Annotated in this window: 17 protein-coding genes; 9 read left to right on the top strand and 8 right to left on the bottom strand. The window is 40.1% G+C overall.

The annotated features are described in order from the left end of the window. Positions 1-25: 25 nt before the first annotated feature. The 3 genes from OU683_RS13480 (at position 26) to OU683_RS13470 (ending at position 2,243) form a co-directional block, all read left to right on the top strand. Entirely contained in the window at positions 26-571 is a 546-nt protein-coding gene (locus tag OU683_RS13480; RefSeq protein ID WP_228913500.1) for an acyl-CoA thioesterase, read from the top strand. After that, positions 571-1,536, top strand: a complete 966-nt coding sequence (locus OU683_RS13475; protein WP_268139182.1) for a bile acid:sodium symporter family protein — start codon at positions 571-573, stop codon at positions 1,534-1,536. The genes OU683_RS13480 and OU683_RS13475 overlap by 1 nt, the downstream gene beginning before the upstream one ends. Positions 1,537-1,664: 128 nt before the next feature. After that, the gene (locus OU683_RS13470) at positions 1,665-2,243 is read left to right on the top strand and encodes a hypothetical protein (RefSeq protein WP_268139180.1); all 579 of its coding nucleotides are present in this window, start codon (positions 1,665-1,667) and stop codon (positions 2,241-2,243) included. A 31-nt stretch (positions 2,244-2,274) separates the two neighbouring features. On the opposite strand, the gene OU683_RS13465 is transcribed toward OU683_RS13470, so the two are convergent. The 3 genes from OU683_RS13465 to rpmH all read right to left on the bottom strand — a co-directional run bounded on the left by OU683_RS13465 (position 2,275) and on the right by rpmH (position 5,844). Further along, positions 2,275-2,652, bottom strand: a complete 378-nt coding sequence (locus OU683_RS13465; protein ID WP_268139178.1) for a DUF423 domain-containing protein — start codon at positions 2,650-2,652, stop codon at positions 2,275-2,277. Positions 2,653-2,729: 77 nt separating this feature from the next. Beyond that, positions 2,730-5,582, bottom strand: coding sequence for a carbamoyl-phosphate synthase large subunit (carB, locus tag OU683_RS13460; RefSeq protein WP_268139176.1), 2,853 nt, complete (start codon positions 5,580-5,582; stop codon positions 2,730-2,732). 103 nt (positions 5,583-5,685) lie between these two features. After that, positions 5,686-5,844: a 50S ribosomal protein L34 gene (rpmH, locus tag OU683_RS13455; protein WP_083961569.1), complete on the bottom strand. Its 159-nt coding sequence runs from the start codon at positions 5,842-5,844 to the stop codon at positions 5,686-5,688. 165 nt (positions 5,845-6,009) lie between these two features. Between rpmH and OU683_RS13450 the strand changes: the two genes are divergently transcribed. Both OU683_RS13450 and OU683_RS13445 read left to right on the top strand, forming a co-directional pair. Then, positions 6,010-6,525, top strand: a complete 516-nt coding sequence (locus OU683_RS13450; RefSeq protein ID WP_228913506.1) for a tetratricopeptide repeat protein — start codon at positions 6,010-6,012, stop codon at positions 6,523-6,525. 151 nt (positions 6,526-6,676) lie between these two features. Next, positions 6,677-7,378, top strand: coding sequence for a TlpA family protein disulfide reductase (locus tag OU683_RS13445; protein WP_268139174.1), 702 nt, complete (start codon positions 6,677-6,679; stop codon positions 7,376-7,378). A 58-nt stretch (positions 7,379-7,436) separates the two neighbouring features. Here OU683_RS13445 and OU683_RS13440 read toward each other — a convergent pair whose 3' ends face one another. Both OU683_RS13440 and OU683_RS13435 read right to left on the bottom strand, forming a co-directional pair. After that, positions 7,437-8,363 carry a lytic transglycosylase domain-containing protein gene (locus OU683_RS13440; protein ID WP_268139172.1) on the bottom strand — a complete coding sequence of 309 codons (927 nt, stop codon included), beginning with the start codon at positions 8,361-8,363 and terminating at the stop codon, positions 7,437-7,439. Between the two features lie 2 nt (positions 8,364-8,365). Beyond that, positions 8,366-9,070, bottom strand: coding sequence for an alpha/beta fold hydrolase (locus tag OU683_RS13435; protein WP_268139170.1), 705 nt, complete (start codon positions 9,068-9,070; stop codon positions 8,366-8,368). A 199-nt stretch (positions 9,071-9,269) separates the two neighbouring features. On the opposite strand from OU683_RS13435, the gene OU683_RS13430 reads away from it, so the two are divergent. Beyond that, positions 9,270-9,569 carry an N-acetyltransferase gene (locus tag OU683_RS13430; RefSeq protein ID WP_268139168.1) on the top strand — a complete coding sequence of 100 codons (300 nt, stop codon included), beginning with the start codon at positions 9,270-9,272 and terminating at the stop codon, positions 9,567-9,569. Here OU683_RS13430 and mtaB read toward each other — a convergent pair. The 3 genes from mtaB to OU683_RS13415 form a co-directional block, all read right to left on the bottom strand. After that, positions 9,566-10,900, bottom strand: coding sequence for a tRNA (N(6)-L-threonylcarbamoyladenosine(37)-C(2))-methylthiotransferase MtaB (gene mtaB / locus OU683_RS13425; protein WP_268139166.1), 1,335 nt, complete (start codon positions 10,898-10,900; stop codon positions 9,566-9,568). The genes OU683_RS13430 and mtaB overlap by 4 nt on opposite strands. Before the next feature lie 245 nt (positions 10,901-11,145). Further along, positions 11,146-12,318, bottom strand: a complete 1,173-nt coding sequence (locus OU683_RS13420) for a GlmU family protein (protein WP_268139164.1) — start codon at positions 12,316-12,318, stop codon at positions 11,146-11,148. 134 nt (positions 12,319-12,452) lie between these two features. Then, the gene (locus tag OU683_RS13415) at positions 12,453-12,704 is read right to left on the bottom strand and encodes a type B 50S ribosomal protein L31 (RefSeq protein ID WP_268139162.1); all 252 of its coding nucleotides are present in this window, start codon (positions 12,702-12,704) and stop codon (positions 12,453-12,455) included. 169 nt (positions 12,705-12,873) lie between these two features. Between OU683_RS13415 and OU683_RS13410 the strand changes: the two genes are divergently transcribed. From OU683_RS13410 to OU683_RS13400, 3 genes are read left to right on the top strand one after another with little or no spacing between them, the layout of a single operon-like run. Further along, on the top strand, positions 12,874-13,404 hold the full coding sequence (locus tag OU683_RS13410; protein WP_268139160.1) for a DUF4199 domain-containing protein: 531 nt from the start codon (positions 12,874-12,876) through the stop codon (positions 13,402-13,404). A gap of 10 nt (positions 13,405-13,414) precedes the next feature. Next, on the top strand, positions 13,415-14,374 hold the full coding sequence (locus OU683_RS13405) for a glycosyltransferase family 2 protein (RefSeq protein WP_268139158.1): 960 nt from the start codon (positions 13,415-13,417) through the stop codon (positions 14,372-14,374). A gap of 52 nt (positions 14,375-14,426) precedes the next feature. Further along, entirely contained in the window at positions 14,427-16,157 is a 1,731-nt protein-coding gene (locus tag OU683_RS13400) for a phospho-sugar mutase (RefSeq protein WP_268139156.1), read from the top strand. The last annotated feature ends 3 nt before the right edge of the window (positions 16,158-16,160 follow it).

Raw genomic sequence — 16,160 nt, 5'->3', positions numbered from 1 at the left:
TAAACCTACTGAATCAAAATATAAGATGACCAAAGACTTTAAAACTGTTGCCGAATCACAGGTCACAATTTCTGAACTTATGCTTCCCTCCCACTCGAACTTCAATGGTAAGATGCATGGAGGTTATGTGCTTTCCCTAATGGACCAGATTGCCTTTGCCTGCGCTTCAAAGCATTCGGGGGTCTACTGTGTTACAGCCAGTGTGGATACTGTCGATTTCTTAAAACCCATCGAGATCGGAGAACTGGTAACCATGAAAGCCTCGGTGAATTTTGTGGGAAGCACTTCCATGCAGATCGGGATTCGGGTTGAAGCCGAAAATATCCAGACGGGAGAAGTAAAACACTGTAACTCTTCTTATTTTACTATGGTAGCCAAAGACAGTGACGGAAAATCGGTCAAAGTTCCCGGACTTATTCTCAAATCCACAGATGACATAAGAAGGTTTGCCAAAAGTATAAAGAGGTACGATAATAAAAGAGTTCGTCTAAAGGAGTTCACCGAAACAGATTTTGTCTCCGAAGAGCACCTGCACATTGTCGAGACCTATAATGTCAAAATTGAAGATTAGTGAAATTTAACGGATTCATTGCTGCCTTACTTTTTGTTATCCTATTGGCCTGGTTCCTTCCGGAAGGCCCGGAAGTCCTGCCGTTAAAATTCATTACTGACATAGGTATAGGTTTCATCTTCTTTTTCTACGGATTAAAACTATCCCCGGCAGAATTTAAAGCGGGATTTTATAATTACCGGATTCATATTTTAATCCAGCTAACTACTTATATCGCGTTCCCGCTGCTGGTGCTGGCATTTATTCCATTTTTTGAAGGGGGAACAGGTTCATCCCTTTGGCTTGCCCTGTTTTTTTTGGGAAGTCTTCCCTCTACAGTTAGCTCTTCAATTGTAATGGTGTCCCTGGCAAGAGGTAATCTTCCTACGGCCATTTTTAATGCCAGCCTTTCGGGGCTTATAGGGATCATAGCTACACCCTTGTGGATGAGTGTTTTCATGGCTTCCTCTTCCCAATTTGAATTTGGAGCTGTAGTGCAAAAGCTGGTAATTCAAATTATTTTACCTCTTGTAATTGGACTTTCCCTTCAGAAGTATTTAGGAAATATTGCCCGAAAAAACTCTAAGAAAATCAGCCTTTTTGACAAGTCGGTAATCGTGTTGATCGTCTATTCCAGTTTTAGCAGTGCCTTTGCTTCGGAATTGTTCAGCACAGTTGGGCTGGTGGATCTGTTAAAGCTCACCCTTATGGTTACCGCCCTATTTTTTGTAGTTTATTTTGGATTGGGAGTGGTATCCCGTTGGATGAATCTGTCCACTGAGGATGAGATCACAGCAAAATTCTGCGGCACCAAAAAATCTCTTGTCCATGGATCGGTCATGGTAAAGGTGATCTTCGGAAACAGTGCTGCAAATGCTTTATACCTTCTACCAATTATGCTTTACCACATTTTGCAGCTGCTGGTGATTGCAATCTTTGCTGAAGGATATAGAAAACGCTTACCGACTAAAACGCCTGAGTTGTAATTTCTAATAAAAAACTTCATTACAATTTCTTTATTTTGTTAAATTCCCACAGTGGATTTTAAAGATTTAAATCCAATTTATACTAATGAATTATGGTTATAACTAGACCTTATATCAAAAAATTCCTATTGCTGATAGCTCTTATTTTGTCAACTGGCTTCTCATGCCTGGCTCAATATCGACCCGCCGTAGCCGGCTTGAAAACAGGAGACTCTCTTGTTGGAATTATTGGAGATGTGCAAAGAAAAGTCTTCAAATACAAAACCCAATCTAACGGAGAGTCGATAAAATTAGATTTTGAAAAATTAAATTATGTCAAGATCATGTTTGACAGTGATGACATTCGAACATATAGATTCTTTCGTCTTGAAGATGACAAAGATTACAAAGCGTTCCAACAACTCGCCAAAGGGAAAAACGCCGAATTGTATGGAGTTACCCGAGTTGTACGCTCCTCAGGTTTCGCAGGACCTGCTATGGATATGAATGCAATTCAATATTACATCAAAAAACCAACAGAAAAGAACCTCACCTTGTTAGGTTTATATGATCCCCTTATAAATAATTTGAAGAATAAGGTCCTTGCGTATTTTGCAGATTGTAAGGAGCTTATACAAAAAATAGAGAATAAAGATTTCAGGATGAGAAATGGGCTGACGCCTATGGTGGAGTTCTACAACTCTAACTGCAATTCATCCCAATTGTAAATCAAAAAACTACAGTGAATTATATTAAATGCTACGCGGCAGCATTCACAGTGAACAAGATCCACCCCATCACCAGCAGTAATCCGCCCAAAGGTGTAACAGGTCCTAAAAATGACATTTTTCGACCGTTAGCTGAAGATAAGACAAGGCCGTAAATACTAAAGGAGAAAAAGAAAACTCCCAGGATTAGAAACCACCCCATGAGATTTTGGGAATATCCCACAAAAGGAAAAATAATTCCAGTCATAATCAATAATAGGGCGTGATACATTTGATACTTCACTCCTGTCTCAAAACTCTTAAGTTGATCAACATCCAGATATTTTTTCAACCCATGAGCTCCAAAAGCTCCAAAAACAACCGCCAGGGCTCCATAAGCACCCCCAATTATTAAAACGAATTCCTTCATAATTCTAAAATTTAAACTTCTCCTAAAAAAGAATGCCACCTTAAAAAGATGGCATTCAAAAATAGCATTTTTGAGACTTATTTACTCAAATACATTTTTCTTCTTGAGTATAACTCATAGAAAGTGTCGTCTCTTAAACTGTCAATAAACAAAATACTTTCTCCAGTACTTTTCATCTCAGGCCCCAGCTGCTTGTTCACATGCGGGAACTTGTTGAAAGAGAACACAGGTTGTTTAATTGCGTATCCTTCCAGTTTCGGTTCAAATTTAAAATCGGTCACTTTATTTTCCCCAAGCATCACTTTAGTCGCATAATTTACATAGGGTTGCCCGTATGCTTTTGCAATAAAAGGAACTGTACGGGAGGCTCTTGGATTTGCCTCTATAATGAACACCTTGTCATCTTTAATAGCAAACTGGATGTTGATCAAACCAACCGTATTGAGCGCAAGTGCGATCTTTTTTGTATGATCTTTTATTTGCTGAAGTACCAGGTCTCCAAGATTGAATGGTGGAAGTAAGGCATTTGAATCTCCGGAATGAATCCCGCAAGGCTCGATATGTTCCATGATCCCAATGATCTGTACTGTTTCCCCATCACAAATAGCATCTGCTTCAGCTTCAATAGCGCCGTCTAAGTAGTGATCCAGCAGGAGTTTGTTATTTGGAATTTTTCGAAGCAGGTCTACAACAGTTGCCTCGAGATCTTTTTTGTTGATCACGATTTTCATCCCTTGTCCGCCAAGTACATATGAAGGGCGCACCAGGATTGGAAAATCAAGTTCATCTGCAAGAGCCAGCGCTTCATCTGCTGTTTCAGCTACCCCAAAATCGGGATAGGGAATATCATTTTCCTGAAGCAGCTTTGAGAAAGACCCTCTGTCTTCGGCTAGATCCAGGGACTCATAACTGGTTCCAATGATCTTTATTCCGTAGCGATCAAGTTTTTCAGCAAGTTTTAAGGCCGTTTGCCCCCCTAATTGTACAATGACACCTTCTGGCTTCTCATGACGAATTATATCATAGATGTGCTCCCAGAAAACAGGTTCAAAATAAAGTTTATCGGCGACATCAAAGTCGGTCGAAACAGTTTCAGGATTACAATTGATCATGATGGTTTCATAACCGCATTCCTTTGCTGCCAGAACTCCATGCACACAGCAGTAATCAAATTCGATCCCCTGGCCTATCCTGTTGGGACCTGATCCCAACACCACAATTTTTCTTTTTTCTGAAACTTTACTGTCATTTTCCACATATCTCACCCCATCTTTAGTCTCAATATCGGCTTCAAAAGTGGAATAGTAGTAAGGAGTTTCCGCTTTAAATTCGGCTGCACAAGTATCAACAAGTTTATAGATACGGTTGATCCCCATTTCTTCCCTTTTCTTATAAACCTGGCTTTCCAAACAGTCTACCATATAAGCGATCTGCCTGTCGGCAAAACCTTTTTGTTTAGCTTCCAAAATCAAATCTTTGGGTAAAGAGTCAATGTTGTATTTAGAGATCTCCACCTCAAGGGCATAAAGTTCCTCATACTGCTTTAAGAACCACATGTCGATCTTCGTGATCTCATGGATCCTGGTTAGCGGAATTCCCAGCTGAATAGCATCATAAATGACAAAGACCCTATCCCAGCTGGCGTTTTTGAGCTTATCAAGTATTACATCATAATTAGTATATCCTTTACCATCGGCGCCAAGTCCGTTCCTTTTAATTTCGAGAGACTGGGTGGCTTTATGAAGAGCCTCCTGGAAAGATCGCCCAATTCCCATAACTTCTCCTACAGATTTCATTTGAAGGCCAAGAGTACGATCACTGCCTTCAAATTTATCAAAATTCCATCGCGGAATCTTTACGATCACATAATCCAGAGTGGGTTCGAATAAAGCTGAAGTCGATTTTGTAATTTGATTGTGAAGTTCGTCAAGCGTATAACCAATCGCAAGTTTGGCGGCGATCTTTGCGATAGGATATCCCGTAGCTTTTGAAGCAAGAGCCGAAGACCTGGAAGTTCTTGGGTTGATCTCAATAGCCATTATGTCTTCCTTCTCATCGGGGCTTACCGCAAACTGAACGTTACAGCCTCCCGCAAAATCTCCAATGTTCCGCATCATTTTAATGGCCAGGTCACGCATTCTTTGGAAGCAGGTATCACTAAGGGTCATGGCCGGTGCTACTGTAATAGAATCTCCGGTATGTATTCCCATAGGATCCATGTTCTCGATGGAACATATGATCACCACGTTATCATTCTTATCGCGTAAAAGCTCTAGCTCATATTCTTTCCATCCCAGTAATGCCTTATCTATTAACACTTCGTGGATAGGAGAAGCTTCAAGACCTGCTGTTAGCAGTTCATCAAAATCTTCTTCTTTATGTACAAAAGAGGCACCGCTTCCTCCTAGTGTAAAAGAAGCCCTTATCACCAGTGGAAACCCGAATTCCTGGGCCACTTCTTTTCCCTGAAGGAAAGAAGTCACTGTTTGTGCCGGAGCCACCCCTACCCCAAGACGAACCATCAATTGCTTGAATTTTTCACGATCTTCTGTGATATTGATGGCATCAATATCCACCCCGATCAACTTTACATTAAAATCACTCCAAATCCCTTTTTCCTCTGCTTCAATGCAAAGGTTCAAAGCGGTTTGTCCTCCCATGGTGGGAAGCACCGCGTCAATGTCACTATGCTCTTTAAGGATTTCAATGATGCTTTTTGTGGTAAGCGGTTTGAGATAAACATGATCTGCCATTGAAGGATCGGTCATGATAGTGGCAGGGTTTGAGTTTATAAGGACCGTTTCAATCCCTTCCTCCCTCAAGGATTTTAGCGCTTGTGCACCGGCGTAATCGAATTCACAAGCCTGGCCAATGATTATTGGTCCAGAACCTATGATAAGTATTTTCTTTAGGTTTTCATTCTTCGGCATGAGAAAATATTTGTGTGGTGTTTGTAAAAATAGGGACCAATAGGGTATAAAAAAAGGCGTTACTTAAAAAAGTAACACCTTTATTATTTTCGGTAATTATCATCTAGTGTTTATGCCTTTGCTCAGAGGAAACAGATAATTTCTTTCTTCCTTTTGCTCTTCTGCGAGCCAGCACTTTTCTTCCATTAACACTTGCCATGCGCTCTCTGAAACCGTGCTTATTTTTTCTTTTCCTCTTAGATGGTTGAAACGTTCTTTTCATGATAATTATCTTTAATCTTCTTTGAAATCGCTTTGAAAAATTGTTTTAAGACCTCCTCCTAAAACTGCGGGCAAATATACAAAGAGTTTTTACTTAGGCAAACCCTTATTTGAAATAATTTCCAATTGTTTTTTATACCTTTGCGGCCTTTAAAATCAACTGCAAATGTTCAATAAAGTCTATAAGTTAATCATTACAGCTATTCTGGTCGTCATTGCAATATGGCAATTTTTTGAAGGTAATATCGGGAATGGGATTTTCCTGCTCCTGTTAGCAGGAATCTTTGTTTTCCTCTACTACAAGAATGAAATGATACTTATGGCTTTTTTGAGGCTTCGGAAGCAGGATTTTCCAGGTGCCAAAAAATGGCTGGACAAGATCAAAGATCCTGAAAAGGCACTCACTCAAAATCAACAGGGTTATTACTGGTACCTGCATGGATTAATGGTTTCACAGACGAACATGACCCAGGCCGAAAAATTTTTTAAAAGGGCTATTAAACTGGGGCTTTCTATGAAGCAGGATCTCGCTATGGCAAAATTAAACCTGGCCGGGATCGCCATGACCAAACGCAGAAAGAGAGAAGCACAAATGCTGCTGCAGGAAGCTAAAAAGCTGGACAAACACAACATGCTTGATGAACAGATCAAGATGATGAAGCAGCAGATGAAAAAAATCTAAAAAGTCTTTTTTTAAAGCTTTAACTTTTGGGATTTCCTGTTAAGAACATGTCTCCGCATTTCAACTAATTTCCTCGCAGTTAAACGAGTATATTTTAGTTAAGAGTATCGATTCTGTAATTTCGCGCAGAATTTGACCCCCTAACTACTAGATGAGTAAATTTTTACTTTTTATTCTTACCTTCTCTTTTTTTCTGACATCTTATGCACAGGAGGACCAGATAACCTTCTCTGAAGCTCTTGGCCTTCATCTGGATAAATATAAAAAACACGCAGATAAAGCCTACCGCACTCAAAATATGGAACGGGCAGATTTCCTGTTTGATTCCCTGGTCGATTATGGTTTAAAAGGAACCCGACTTGATAATTTCAAGGTAAAAGATCTCAGAAAAAAACCGGTTCACCTGGATGAATTCAAGAAGCCTGTATATCTCACAACTTATGCATCCTGGATCGTTCCTACAGAAGGCGAAATACCAGCCCTAAACAAATTAGCCGAAAAGTATGGTGAACAGGTTGACTTTGTAATGTTGTTTTGGGATGATCATAGGACTACAAAGAAACTTGCAAAAAATTACCATGAAAATATAATTGTTCTGTACGTCGATGAAATGCAGAACAACAGCCCTTACGTGGTGAAGATGATGAAGCATTCTCTAGGTTTGCCCACCTCATTCCTGCTGGATAAAAACAAAAAGATACTGGATATTAGAAGAAAGATATCTCATCCCTATGGAATTGAATTTGAAAAATCTTTCGACCTCAATTACGATTCTCTCTCCAGTGCACTCTCCCTGTTATTGATTGACGACAGCAGCCGGTATTCCACGGCCGAAGAAAGCAACGTGCCCTAAATCACTGGAATCTCCCTACATTACGGTTTATCAAAAAATCAATTTTTTGGAGACAAATTTAAGGAGCAGGGGAATAATATCCCTCCTCGGGTAGTTCTATAAGATATTCTTTCCGGGAATTATTGTTAAGATGAGCTTCCCTCAACCATGGGTTGTGGATCTTTAATACCTTATAGTTAATCCCAAATTCTTGTGCAAACCTGGCAAAATCGCTCACTGCAGTGTCTACTTTTACTTTATAGGATGGGATATCCTGGTAAAGATCCTTTTCCCTAAAGTTAAACCCGTACTTCTTTGGGTTCTCCATAATTTCTTTTAATGCAAGGATCCGAAAGACATACCTACCAGTCTCTTCTCCAAGAAGCAAGTCGTAATAGTCTCTAACATCCTGCCGGTCCCTCTGCTTATCGACACCGTAATTCCCCGCATTGTATGCAGCTGCGGCAAGCGTCCAGCTTCCAAAGCGTTCTTTTGACTTCTTAAGATATTCGGCAGCTACACGAGTAGACTTCTCAATATTATACCGCTCATCAACATTATCGTTTATCTCCAGGCCATATTCTTTTCCGGTGCTTTCCATGATCTGCCAAAATCCGCGTGCTCCGGCGGGAGAAACAGCATTGGTAAGACTGCTTTCTATTACTGCCAAATATTTAAAATCATCTGGCACTCCGTATTCAGCTAAAATGGGTTCTATAACAGGAAAATATTTGTTTGCTCTTTTGAGCAATAAAAGGGTATTTGACTGCCAATAAGTATTCACTAACAGCTCCCTGTCCATTCTTTCATAAACATCTGGAATTTCAATCGGCACCTCTTCTCCTGCAAATTCAAGATCCTCGGGCATCGGGAGAGCATAGACATTATAGTCATTGATTATTTTCCTCTCCTGGATTTCATCACTCGGTGCATCCTGCACCGCATTAATTCCCAATGCACAGATCACCAGCAAACTTCCTCCAATAAGTATATTCTTCGCTTTCATATTCAATTTGATAATTCTTTTTCTTTTTTCTCTTTCAAATTCCCGGTAAGGATTATTTCCTCAAGGTGCTCATTAAACCATCTAAAACGGTTAATGATCATCACGTGGGTCCCTCCCTTTACGGTGATACACCCATCAATGTAACGATAAGGAAATATTTCATCCTTATCCCCATGTATATGAACTACATCCGGGAAAGGCTCCGGCCTTTCCCAGCAAACCATCTTTTCGATCGCCCAGTCAAGATAACGGGTATCGGTAATAGATAAATATTTCTTGTACAATTTCGCCCTTTTCCTGGCAAAATCCCCTACCGCCACTTTCTCAAAAGCGTCAACATATCGTGCAAGGGAGGTAGGCAGTATTTTAAAAGCTTTGGTGCAGCGCGCAAATCTCATCCTCCTCGGCAACTCCTTTTCGCTCTTTACACTCGATATAATTATGACTCTGCGAACTTGCATTTGCTGCGCCATTTCCTGAACAATAATCCCGCCAAAAGAAACACCTATCAAAACCGGGTTCTCATGTTTAACTTTTTTACACAGGCGAGCCGAATATTCTTTTAAACTTTCCTTCGGCTTTGGAAGCAACCAATCCAGCCAATGAATCTGGAATTTTTGCTCGGGTAACCTGATCATTTCAAAAATCGACGGATTTGCTGCCAGCCCGGGCATACAATAAACATGAATAACAGTTTCTTTTACCATACTTTATAAGCTTCTACAGCTAAATGTGCCCGAAAATCCTTAACTTTACTATCAAATTTAAGGGAATTTGACCGCTCAAATAAATATTTAATATAAAATTTCCTTTCGGGCCGCAGCCCGGTCAGCCAGATAATAGCATTTTACTTTCTTTTTATAAAAATGGCTGATTTTTTGATACTTAAAAATAAAACACTTACATATGGACCCTCAGCTATCTGTTACTGACAATGAATTCCTTCGTCAATTTGAACTTCAGGTTGAAGGAGAATTAGCCAAGATTGAATATGCCAGCCAGGACCGAAAGATTTTTTTGACCAAACTCGAAATGAGTGAAACTCTTAAAGAAAAAGGATACCTGGAACCTTTCATTGAAAAAGTTCTGGATATAATAAAAGAACGGGAAATAAGGGTTATGCCTACAAGTCCCTCTATTGCACGCTTTATGCGGAAGAACCGTCGCAAGTATAAAGGATTGTTACCTGTGGGCATCAACATCTAGGTAAGCACCTCTTCTTCAATATAAGCGAATCGTACCAGCCCGTCTTCACCTATTTCCTGTAGTTCTATTTTGTGCAGGGTATTAACCAGGGAAGGATTCCAGGGGGTTTTTACTTTTACATAATTTTCAGTAAAGCCATGGATATACCCTTCCTTATTTTCTCCTTCGAAAAGAACAGTTTTAAGTTTGTCTAACTGTGATTCATAAAAGGCTCTCCTTTTTTTGGCGGATAGTCCCCTAAGCATCTTGCTTCTTTTTTTACGAACCTTTAAAGGCACCACGGCTTCCATTTCGGCTGCCGGAGTATTATCTCTTTCGGAATAGGTAAAGACGTGGAGGTAAGAAATATCCAATTCATTCAGGAAATTATATGTTTCCAGGAAATACTCATCTGTCTCGCCCGGAAACCCAACGATCACATCAACACCAATGCAAGCATCAGGCATGACTTCTTTGATTTTTCTCACCCGGTCCACATATAGCTCCTTCATATATCTGCGTCGCATGGCTTTAAGCACCTCATTACTTCCACTCTGTAACGGAATATGGAAATGTGGTACAAATGTTTCACTTTGCGCCACGAAATCTATTGTTTCGTTCTTTAAAAGGTTCGGTTCTATAGAAGAAATTCGAAGTCTTTCAATTCCCTCTACTGTATCAAGCGCCTTTACCAAATCAAGAAAAGTATGTTCATGCTTCTTATTCCCATACTCCCCTTTCCCGTAATCCCCAATATTTACACCGGTAAGGACAATTTCTTTAATCCCTTTGTCACTTATCTTTTTAGCATTATCAAGCACATTCTCCAAAGTATCACTTCGGGAGATTCCCCGCGCTAGGGGAATCGTGCAGTAAGTACATTTATAATCACAACCATCCTGTACCTTTAAAAATGCCCTGGTACGGTCTCCAAAGGAATATGATCCCACGTAAAAATCGGCATCTTCTATCTCGCAGGAGTGAATCTCTCCCATATCATTCTTGCTGAGGTCATTAAGGTAATTTGTGATCTTAAATTTTTCAGTTGCACCCAAAACAAGGTCAACTCCATCTACAGCTGCAAGTTCCTCAGGTTTTAGCTGGGCGTAACAGCCTACAGCGATCACAAAAGCATTTTCATTTGCCTTTTGCGCCTGCTTTACAATGGTTTTAAAACGTTTATCGGCATTATCTGTAACCGAACAGGTGTTGATCACATAGATATCGGCAGCCTCACTAAAATCCACCCTTAAAAAGCCTTCGTCCTTAAATGAGCGGGCGATCGTAGAGGTTTCAGAAAAATTCAGCTTACAACCCAGGGTGTAAAATGCTACTTTTTTGGAATCTTCCATTTTTTCTTCTCAAGTTCTAATAGCTAACCATCAGAAATTCAACAAAATATAAAAGCCTCTAAAAATCCCGTTTTAGAGGCTGCAAAGATACCAACTTTAATTCAATGTCCAATTAACATTGAACAATGAACCAATTTCATTTTAAAGGAAGATCAAATTTCTCAGGCTTTCTATTTTAACTACCAATTCCAGAAAATTAAAATTACAGGAACTAATCCTGCACATTGCTTAAGGTAACTACGTAACTACTCTCTCCTAAACTTTCGTGTATCCTCAAACACTTTTTCCAGGATCGCTTTGTCTTCTTCTGAAAATTCAATATTTCTTCGTCCCATGACCTTTTCGGCTACTTCAAAAGCCTTATCGGTTTTATAAGTGGTGGTGCCTCCACTTCCACCCCAGCTAAAACTCGGAATGAAATTCCGTGGAAAACCGGCTCCAAAGATGTTGGCGCTTACCCCTACTACTGTTCCCGTGTTGAACATGGTGTTGATCCCACACTTACTGTGGTCACCCATCATTAGTCCGCAGAACTGCAAACCTGTTGGAGCGAATTTTTCAGAAGCATAATCCCACAACCGAACTTCGGCGTAATTGTTCTTGAGGTTAGAAGTATTGGTATCGGCCCCAAGATTGCACCACTCGCCAAGGACAGAATTTCCAAGGAAGCCATCGTGTCCTTTATTAGAGTATCCAAAAATGACAGAATTGTTGACCTCTCCCCCAACTTTTGAATGTGGACCAACCGTTGTAGGCCCATATATTTTAGCTCCTAATTTCAAGGTGGCATGCTCACACAAAGCAAAAGGCCCGCGAACAATACTTCCTTCCATTACTTCGGCATCGGCTCCTATATAAATAGGTCCTTCAGAAGCATTTAGGATTGCGCATTCCACTTTCGCACCCTCTTCTAAAAAGATATTTTCAGGAGCTATTACCTGGTTGGTGGAAGAAATTTTCTCACTCTCCCTATCCTGGGTAAGAAGCTCGAAATCGGCTTCAAGAGCTTCACCATTAAGTTTAAAAATATCCCAGGTGTGCTCTATAAGAATCGCTTTCCCCTCCATTTCAATGTTTGTGCATTCCCGGAAATCTACTTCCTGCTCTTCATAAGCGTGAAAAGCAACAACATCTTCTTCATAAAAAATTCCTTCTCCTGGTTGAAGATTTTTTACCTGCTCCACGAGTTCGGCAGTTGGTAGAAAGGCTGCATTAATGATAATATTCTCCTCCATCTCCACCATTGGCCATTTTTCTGATAGATAATCCTCGGTGATAGTAGATGTGGTGGTATTTAGGAATTTTTCCCATTTTTCCCGAATGGTAAGAATCCCTATTCGAATGTCAGCAACGGGCCGGGTAAAGGTAAACGGCAATAACTGCGAACGCACAGCCCCGTCAAATAAAATATAATTCATTTTGATTGTTCTTTGGTAAGTAAAGGTACAAGTTAATTTAAACCGAAGAAAATGAAAGTACTGTCAACTTCTCTCTATGTTCAACAAAAAAAGCCCCCTTTACAGGAGGCTTTTGAGCTATAATGACGCAAAAATTACTTTTTGAATTTCGCGTATTTGTTCTTGAACTTGTCGATACGACCGGCAGTATCCAATAACTTGGCTTTCCCGGTGTAGAAAGGGTGAGAAGTTCTGGAAATCTCCAATTTCACTAAAGGATATTTCTCACCATCAACTTCAATAGTTTCTTTTGTGTTCGCGGTAGATTTAGTTAAAAAAATCTCGTCATTTGACATGTCTTTAAAAGCTACCAATCTATAATTTTCCGGATGGATTCCCTGCTTCATCTCTTTATTCTTTAAAATCTTGTAATTTTTCGAGGTGCAAATTTAATTAATTTTTCTAATTCAACAAGAATTCTCTCCTAAATTTTTGGTATAAAAGAAAGCAACACCTCCTGTGTAACGTTTTGTTATATTTGCTTACCAATATCCAACTAACTAATCATTTTTTACAATGGAATCACAAAATACAATTTCGCCGGGCAAAGTTGGATTAAATTATGGAATTTATCTTGGCCTTATTATCATTCTTATTCAAGTTGTGATGTACGTAACAGGAATGGCCCTTGAAGGGGTTCAATGGCCAGTTTACATCTACTATGTAATCTTTGCCATCCTTATCTTTGCTGCTGTTAAATCTTACAGGCAAAAGAACGCTGGTTTTTTAACTCTTTCTGAGGCTTTAAAAACAGGGCTCTCTGCCGCTGCAATTAGTGGAGTGATCTTTTTAGTATATAATGTATTGTTTTTTTATATCATTGAACCAGGTTATGGTGAAATGATCCTTGACGTTGCACGTGACAATATGCTGGAAGATGGAAATATGACCGAGGATCAGGTAGAAATGGCCCTGTCATTTTCAAAGTACATGATTAATCCTTTTATTGGAGGTGCGTTTTGGATAGCTATGAGCGCTTTCTTTGGATTGATCTACTCCTTAATTGCAGGTGCCATCTGGAAACAGCAACGGCCTTACGAAGCATAAACCCTATTAAATGCAATTATCTATTGTCATCCCTCTTCTTAACGAAGAAGAATCTTTAAACGAATTATACAATTGGATCGCAACTGTTATGCGGTCCAATTCTTTTTCCTATGAGATTATTTTTATTGATGATGGCAGTACAGACAATTCCTGGAAAACCATCAAAAAGATCTCGGCAGAAGATCCTTCGGTGAGGGGAATAAAGTTTAACCGCAATTACGGGAAATCCCAGGCCCTGCACGTAGGTTTCGCTAAAGCCGAAGGAGATGTGATCATCACCATGGATGCCGACCTGCAGGACAATCCTGAAGAAATTCCCGAGTTATACCGCCTTATCACTAAAGAAGGCTATGACCTCATTTCAGGCTGGAAGAAAAAGCGCTACGATTCTGTTATTAGCAAGAATCTGCCTTCGAAATTATTTAATGCCGCCGCCCGAAAGACATCCGGTCTTAAACTGCATGACTTCAACTGCGGATTAAAAGCTTACCGAAAAGCAGTCATAAAAAATATTGATGTCTATGGAGAAATGCACCGATATATCCCGGTTCTGGCAAAAAATGCCGGCTACTCCCGCATCGATGAAAAGGTTGTACAACACCAGGCCAGGAAATACGGTAAAACCAAATTTGGGGCAGAACGATTTATCAATGGGTTTTTAGACCTTATTACAATCTGGTTCCTTTCCACGTTTGCCCGCAGGCCCATGCATCTTTTTGGAGCACTCGGGGTTCTTATGTTTTTCTTCGGTTTTTTATTCGCTGTGTGGATAGGCACTTCAAAATTGTATAAACTGTACCATGGACTCCCAAACATCCTGGTAACTGATAATCCTTGGTTTTACATCTCCCTTACCACCATGGTCTTAGGAACCCTGTTATTCATCGCCGGCTTCCTTGGAGAATTAATTTTACGCAGTAGCAGGGAAAAAGAGCGCTACCGTATAAGTGAAACTACAGGAGAGATTTAGCAGGCATTATCACATAAATCCTTATTTTTGTTGCTGAAATAAATTTTATGGCATGAGTTACTACGACGTAAAATCTCGGGCAGAGTCCTGGTTAAATCCAGAATTTGATGACAAAACCCAATCGAAAATAAAAGACCTTCTTGAAAAAGATCAGGATGAACTAAAGGAAAGTTTTTATAAAGATCTGGAGTTTGGTACCGGCGGAATGCGTGGCATTATGGGAGTTGGGACTAACAGGATCAACAAATACACCCTGGGAAAGAATACTCAGGGACTTTCCAATTACCTGAAGCTCCAATTCCCGGGCGAAGATTTGAAAGCCGTGATTGCGTACGATTGTAGAAAGAACAGTAAGGAACTGGCTAAAGTTGTAGCCAACGTCTTTTCGGCCAATGGAATCAAAGTTTTTCTCTTTTCTGAACTACGCCCTACCCCAGAGCTATCATTTGCTGTAAAACACCTTAACTGTCACTGCGGAATTGTGCTCACAGCCAGCCACAATCCGCCAGAGTACAACGGGTACAAAGTTTACTGGCAGGATGGGGGACAACTGGTGCCACCACAAGACCAGGAGATCGTGGAAGAGATAAGCCGCCTGGAATATTCCGAAGTGAAATTCGAAGCCAATGAAGATCTTATTGAATATATAGATAAAGAAGTAGATGAAGCTTTTGTGGAAGCATCTGTCAAAAGTGGCAGTTTTGACACTTCACAAAAAGACAAAGACAATTTAAAGATCGTCTTTACTTCCCTCCATGGAACAGCCATAAAACTCAATCCCAAAGTTTTGGAAGCTGCAGGATATACAAATATTCATATTGTTGAAGAGCAGGCTGTACCAGACGGTAATTTCCCTACCGTAGAATCTCCAAACCCCGAAGAGCCCGAAGCTCTTAAAATGGCTCTTGAAAAGGCAAAGGAAATAGATGCCGACATTGTTATTGGAACAGATCCCGATGGGGACCGCCTGGGAGTAGCAGTAAAGAATCTCAAGGGAGAAATGGAACTTCTAAATGGAAATCAAACCATGCTGGTAATGACCTGGTTCCTTCTTGAGCAGTGGAAAAAACAGGACAGGATCAAAGGACGTGAATTTGTTGGCTCTACAATTGTTTCAACACCAATGTTGAGAGTTGTGACTGAAGATTATGGAGTACAATATAAAGAAGGGCTTACAGGCTTTAAATGGATTGCCAAAATGATCAAAGATAACCCAGGCCTGGATTACATAGGCGGTGGGGAAGAGAGTTTTGGTTTCATGGTAGGAGATTTTGTTCGCGATAAAGATGCGGCCACTTCTACTCTACTGGCCTGCGAGATCGCTGCCCAAATGAAAGCCAATGGCATTTCATTTTATGAAAAATTGCTGGAGCTGTATAAAGAATATGGCCTTTACAAAGAAGAATTAATTTCACTTGTAAAGAAAGGTATTGACGGTGCCGCCCAGATCAAGAACATGATGGTTAGCTTACGGGATAATCCACTAACCGAAATTGATGGGGAAAAAGTAGTATTGGTAGAAGATTATCAAAGCTCTAAAGCCTTTCACTATGATCTTGCAGAAACAAAGATCGAAACACTTGATGTTCCAAAGTCGAACGTTTTGATCTATTACACCGAAAACGGAACAAAAGTAGCTGCCAGGCCTAGTGGTACTGAGCCAAAGATTAAGTTCTATATAAGTGTAAATGCACCACTTGATGATGTTGCAAATTATGAGGAAGTGGAACAACAACTTTCAAATAAAATTGCCGGAATAAAATCAGATCTTAAATTGGCCTAAGCC

It is taken from the genome of Salinimicrobium sp. TH3 (assembly GCF_026676115.1).
In the GTDB taxonomy this organism is placed as follows: domain Bacteria; phylum Bacteroidota; class Bacteroidia; order Flavobacteriales; family Flavobacteriaceae; genus Salinimicrobium.
Note: the sequence above shows the minus strand (reverse complement) of the source record. Positions and strands in the feature narration are given on the sequence as shown.

Coding starts and splice junctions, on each gene's coding strand:
- OU683_RS13480 (WP_228913500.1), top strand. CDS start 26: ATGACCAAAGACTTTAAAACTGTTGCCGAATCACAGGTCACAATTTCT.
- OU683_RS13465 (WP_268139178.1), bottom strand. CDS start 2,652: ATGAAGGAATTCGTTTTAATAATTGGGGGTGCTTATGGAGCCCTGGCG.
- carB (WP_268139176.1), bottom strand. CDS start 5,582: ATGCCGAAGAATGAAAACCTAAAGAAAATACTTATCATAGGTTCTGGA.
- rpmH (WP_083961569.1), bottom strand. CDS start 5,844: ATGAAAAGAACGTTTCAACCATCTAAGAGGAAAAGAAAAAATAAGCAC.
- OU683_RS13450 (WP_228913506.1), top strand. CDS start 6,010: ATGTTCAATAAAGTCTATAAGTTAATCATTACAGCTATTCTGGTCGTC.
- OU683_RS13445 (WP_268139174.1), top strand. CDS start 6,677: ATGAGTAAATTTTTACTTTTTATTCTTACCTTCTCTTTTTTTCTGACA.
- OU683_RS13440 (WP_268139172.1), bottom strand. CDS start 8,363: ATGAAAGCGAAGAATATACTTATTGGAGGAAGTTTGCTGGTGATCTGT.
- OU683_RS13435 (WP_268139170.1), bottom strand. CDS start 9,070: ATGGTAAAAGAAACTGTTATTCATGTTTATTGTATGCCCGGGCTGGCA.
- OU683_RS13430 (WP_268139168.1), top strand. CDS start 9,270: ATGGACCCTCAGCTATCTGTTACTGACAATGAATTCCTTCGTCAATTT.
- mtaB (WP_268139166.1), bottom strand. CDS start 10,900: ATGGAAGATTCCAAAAAAGTAGCATTTTACACCCTGGGTTGTAAGCTG.
- OU683_RS13420 (WP_268139164.1), bottom strand. CDS start 12,318: ATGAATTATATTTTATTTGACGGGGCTGTGCGTTCGCAGTTATTGCCG.
- OU683_RS13415 (WP_268139162.1), bottom strand. CDS start 12,704: ATGAAGCAGGGAATCCATCCGGAAAATTATAGATTGGTAGCTTTTAAA.
- OU683_RS13410 (WP_268139160.1), top strand. CDS start 12,874: ATGGAATCACAAAATACAATTTCGCCGGGCAAAGTTGGATTAAATTAT.
- OU683_RS13405 (WP_268139158.1), top strand. CDS start 13,415: ATGCAATTATCTATTGTCATCCCTCTTCTTAACGAAGAAGAATCTTTA.
- OU683_RS13400 (WP_268139156.1), top strand. CDS start 14,427: ATGAGTTACTACGACGTAAAATCTCGGGCAGAGTCCTGGTTAAATCCA.